Below are 5,011 nucleotides of genomic sequence, written 5' to 3' on the forward strand. Positions count from 1 at the left end.
GCGGCCTTAAACAGATTCTTATTGAAGATGGACACATTTCGTCCATCACCGATGCGAACTCCACTATCAACTTTGAGGGGGAAACGCTGGATGGACAAGGGGCGATGGCCGTCGCACCCTTTTGCGAACCACACATTCACCTAGACACAACTCAAACGGCTGGTGAACCGAGCTGGAATATCTCGGGCACGCTATTTGAGGGCATCGAGCGCTGGGCAGAACGCAAGCAGCTGCTCTCTATTGAGGATGTAAAGCAGCGTGCCAAACAGACGTTAAAGTGGCAGATTGCAAACGGTGTGCAGCATGTGCGTACTCACGTGGATGTCTCTGATCCGACTCTGGTTGCGCTAAAAGCAATGATTGAAGTGCGTGAAGAGATGCGATCTTGGGTAGATATCCAAATCGTCGCCTTTCCACAAGAAGGCATCCTCTCCTACCCTAATGGTAAAGCACTGCTTGAAGAAGCAGTCAAACTAGGCGCCGATGTGATTGGTGCTATCCCGCACTTTGAGTTTACGCGCGAGTATGGTGTCGAATCGCTGCATTACGTCTTCGAGCTAGCACAACAATACGACCGTCTGATTGATGTGCACTGTGACGAAATTGATGATGAGCAATCACGCTTCGTCGAAACCGTAGCCGCATTGGCTCACAAGTTCGATATGGGGCACAAGGTCACCGCAAGCCACACGACGGCAATGGGTTCATACAACGGCGCTTACGCGTCACGACTGTTCCGACTGCTACGCATGTCGGGCATCAATTTTGTCGCTAACCCGCTGGTCAACATTCACCTTCAAGGTCGATTTGACGACTACCCCAAACGCCGTGGCATCACACGCGTGAAAGAGATGTTAGCCGCAAACATTAATGTCTGTTTTGGCCACGATGATGTGTTTGACCCTTGGTATCCACTCGGTACCGCCAACATGTTGCAAGTGCTGCACATGGGGCTGCATGTGTGCCAAGTGATGGGTTACGATCAAATCAACCAGTCACTGGCGCTGATTAGCCACCACTCTGCGCGTACCCTCAACATCACAGAACGTTACGGCATTGAAGTGGGTAAACCGGGTAACCTGCTGCTGCTTGAAGCAGAAAACGGCTTCGACGCGGTCAGACGTCAAGTTCCAGTGCGTTATTCGATTCGTGGCGGCAAAGTGATCGCTGAGACTCAACCCGCGACCACGCATATTCACCTCGAGGAGCGTGAAGCGGTCGATTTCACCCGTTAACGGTAGGATTGGCTAGGTGGGGCTGGACTAATGGCGTCGAAACAAGGATATTAGTCAGCAACCCTATCCATCTAATTTGTTTGAGGAAGCTTTGATGATATCTAAGTGGGCGCAACGTTTTTACCAAATGGCAGAATTGGTTGGCTCTTGGAGTAAAGATCCTTCGACTCAGGTCGGCGCCGTCATTACAAAACAGAACCGCATCGTCTCTGTCGGCTTTAATGGCTATCCACATGGCATTTCCGACAGTGCCAATACGGATGACAGAGACATGAAGTATCTAAAAACGCTGCATGCCGAAGAAAATGCCATTTTGTTTGCTAAGCGAGATTTAGATGGCTGCGAGATCTGGGTGACTCACTTTCCGTGCCCAAACTGTGCAGCGAAAATCATTCAGACTGGTATCTCCTCGGTGCACTGCCCAGAGCAAACTGAGGATTTTCTCTCTCGCTGGGGTGACAAGATCAAAGTCAGCCAAGACATGTTCTTACAAGCGGGTGTGAAAGTGAACTGGTTGCCGCTCGATGATCTGATCCCAAGACCATAGACTTTTCTCGACCCATTTATCCCCAAAAACGGAGCCCACCGCGCTCCGTTTTTTTCATTCTTACTCATCGACACTCAAAGACATCACGCCCCCACTCGCGTTCGACCTTGGTTTACCATTTTAAGATCTCGTTTTGTTTACCAAATCTGTAGATTCCATGAGTCAAAACGCATTCCTTATGTACCTTATAGGCAAGATTGCACCAATGACGTGTCACAAGTATTTTTTGTCGCGAATTAACTGCGCTCTTCATTTTTTGTCAATAGGCACTTCTACTGATTCTTAACGTGATCAACCTCTGCAATATCGACGTTATTTAGTGATAACCACCGACATTATTTTTACTAGCAGAATAAGATATTAGCTATTACAATCCTGCCGCATAAAAATTACAAAATAGTTACAACCCTATCGCTGTATTGAGCACCCCAACTGAATACAGCATCAGCCCTAAAACGTGAAAGGTCCCCTAAACCATGAGTCCAGAACATCACCTTCTAGACTGGCAGAAAAGCCAAACGAATGCTGAAACGATCTCCCCTTTACTCAGCCAACTTTACCGACAAAAAGGCGTTGAAGTGCTGCTGTTTGGCAAAACACTGGTCAACGCCGCCACCATCGACATCATCAAAGCGCATCGGCTCGCTCGTCACTACACCGGAAAGCCGCTGAGCACAGAACAAACCCTGCCTCTGATTCAGGCGCTCTCAACCATGGCTCTGTCACCATGTCGTATTGATGTCGGCCAACTCGCCCACCAATTTTGGCAAGGTCGCGATGATGCCCACGGCGTCAGTGACTTTTTGCACACGGCGCTGGTCGGTGCGATGAATGGCAACACGGTGCCGACACCTCGCGATGTGGTGTTGTATGGTTTTGGTCGAATTGGACGACTTCTAAGCCGCTTGTTGGTCGAAAAATCCGGCCCGGGTTATCCGTTACGTTTGCGCGCAGTAGTCGTACGCGGCGGAAAACAGGGTGATTTAGCCAAGCGCGCGAGTCTACTACGACGCGACTCGGTTCATGGCCAGTTTAATGGCAGCATCATTGTCGATGAAGAGCGCAAAGCGCTGATTGTGAACGGCAACTACATTCAATTCATCTATGCCAACCAACCTCAAGACGTCGATTACAGCGCTTACGGTATTCAAAATGCGTTAGTGGTCGACAATACGGGCGTGTGGCGCGACGCCGAAGGCTTGAGCCAACATTTGGCCTGCCCGGGTGCGAGCAAGGTGCTGCTGACCGCTCCAGGCAAAGGTGAAATCAAAAACATCGTCTTTGGTGTGAATCACGATGAAATCGAAGCGAATGATACCATAGTGTCCGCAGCCAGTTGCACGACCAATGCGATTACACCGGTGCTCAAAGCGGTCAATGACCAGTACGGTATACTCTCTGGCCATATAGAAACCGTGCATTCTTTTACCAATGACCAAAATCTGATTGATAACTTCCACTCAGGCGAACGCCGTGGTCGCAGCGCGTCGCTAAATATGGTTCTAACGTCAACCGGCGCGGCTAAAGCGGTCGCTAAAGCCCTACCTGAATTGGCGGGCAAGCTCACGGGCAATGCCATTCGCGTTCCGACTCCGAACGTCTCGATGGCAGTCGCGAACCTCAACTTGGCCCAAGGCACCGACAAAGCCTCACTCAACGCGTATCTTCGTGATGCCGCGTTGAACTCAAGCCTGTCTGCCCAGATGGACTATACGGATTCCACCGAAGTCGTCTCGAGTGATTTGGTCGGTTCACGTTTTGCTGGTGTCGTCGATGGCGCAGCTACCATTACGCAAGACAACCGCTGCGTGCTCTACATTTGGTATGACAATGAGTTTGGCTATAGCTGCCAGGTTGTCCACTGTATGGAACAAATGATGGGCGTTCGCTATCCCACGTTCCCACAAAGCCGCGCTTAATCTCAATTCAACTCCACAACAATAATAATCCCCCCCCGAATTGCCGCTGCATCAATGCAGCGGCCTTTTTCATTCATCTTTCATTCATACCGCCTTCAGTACGATAGCCTCTCACATTAAGAGGAGTCCTATATGGCACGCGCAATGACCGCTATCTTCGCCCTGTTTGTTGGCATGTTTACTTTGATAATGAGCCTTATCCTTGCTATTCCGTTGACCATCGCTGCGATTTTCGCTGGCAAACGACTTCAGCGTTCAGCAGCATTTTCACGCACTGAACCATCCGCCAATAAAAGCGGCAACACGATTGAAGGTGACTATGAAGAGGTCCAGCGCTAGTTAAGTTTGCACCTCGACCAAAAAGTGTGCTAACTCTATACCCTGCTTGCTCAAGAGAATAAAAAGGAAGAGTTTATGAGCCATGGGAAAAGGGACATTACACTGCGTTTTCTGGCCGAGCCGGGTGACGTCAATTTTGGCGGTAAGGTCCACGGCGGCGCAGTCATGAAGTGGATAGATTTAGCGGCCTACGCCAATGCCGCCGCATGGAGCGGTAAGTACTGCATTACTGCCTACGCGGGCGGAATTCGTTTTGTAGCGCCAATCCATGTTGGCAACTTAGTCGAAGTAAGTGCCAAAGTGATCTACACCGGCACCTCATCGATGCACATCGCCATTGACGTGCAAGCCAGCGACCCTAAAGAGATGAAAAATCGCCTCACCACACACTGCATTGTCATCATGGTCGCGGTAGACGAGCATGGAAAGCCATCACCTGTCCCTGAGTGGATTCCCGAGACTGCCGATGATATTAAACTGCGTGACTCGGCGATCCGCTTAATGAACATGCGTAAAGAAATCGGCGAAGAGATGGAAGCGCACGTCAAATACCTCAAATAGACATCAACAGGGGGCGCTTGCAGTTTCCCCTCTCAGTCTATCGATTAGCCATCAAGATTAGCCAACTTTCTCAGTTCCGTTCTATGATTTGTTAACCACTGTTCGAACGTCTGCGGTTGGGAGCCAGTCAGGGCAACAAACTCATCACTGCTGCCATCCGAGAAGAGACCTCGATTGTGCTGGTCCATCGTAACACACAGCTCAATAACAAGCTCTGGCAGTTGGAATGAGGTCAGTTGAGAACGAAATTCATCGTCACTCAAGTGCACCATATTGATTGACGTACCCAAGATGCGATCCATGATATGCGCCATTTCATCATTAGTCAGTGACTCGGACCCATTCAGAGTCAATACTTGATGCCCTGAAGGGGCTTTAACCAACGCCGCCGCAGCCGCCATCGCGAGATC

The 5,011-nt window shown here is 50.0% G+C and carries 5 protein-coding genes and 1 pseudogene; 5 read left to right on the forward strand and 1 reads right to left on the reverse strand.

Annotated features, from left to right (window positions below):
• The 5 genes from AC6R1O_RS17625 to AC6R1O_RS17645 all read left to right on the forward strand — a co-directional run.
• On the forward strand, positions 1–1,235 hold a 1,235-nt coding region (locus AC6R1O_RS17625; protein ID WP_500657512.1), incomplete at its 5' end, for a cytosine deaminase.
• Positions 1,236–1,329: 94 nt separating this feature from the next.
• Positions 1,330–1,782 (forward strand): dCMP deaminase family protein, encoded by a 453-nt coding sequence (locus tag AC6R1O_RS17630; RefSeq protein ID WP_334551540.1) that lies wholly within the window; start codon positions 1,330–1,332, stop codon positions 1,780–1,782.
• A gap of 476 nt (positions 1,783–2,258) precedes the next feature.
• Positions 2,259–3,701 carry a glyceraldehyde-3-phosphate dehydrogenase gene (locus AC6R1O_RS17635; protein ID WP_500637453.1) on the forward strand — a complete coding sequence of 481 codons (1,443 nt, stop codon included), beginning with the start codon at positions 2,259–2,261 and terminating at the stop codon, positions 3,699–3,701.
• 132 nt (positions 3,702–3,833) lie between these two features.
• The gene (locus AC6R1O_RS17640; protein WP_487901631.1) at positions 3,834–4,040 is read left to right on the forward strand and encodes a hypothetical protein; all 207 of its coding nucleotides are present in this window, start codon (positions 3,834–3,836) and stop codon (positions 4,038–4,040) included.
• A gap of 75 nt (positions 4,041–4,115) precedes the next feature.
• Positions 4,116–4,601 carry an acyl-CoA thioesterase gene (locus tag AC6R1O_RS17645; protein WP_487901632.1) on the forward strand — a complete coding sequence of 162 codons (486 nt, stop codon included), beginning with the start codon at positions 4,116–4,118 and terminating at the stop codon, positions 4,599–4,601.
• 44 nt (positions 4,602–4,645) lie between these two features.
• Here the strand turns inward: AC6R1O_RS17645 and AC6R1O_RS17650 are convergent.
• Positions 4,646–5,011 (reverse strand): annotated as a pseudogene (locus AC6R1O_RS17650) (SDR family NAD(P)-dependent oxidoreductase); the annotation flags it as partial.

This window comes from Vibrio sp. R11-SG3-ISO3-SZ (assembly GCF_059834345.1).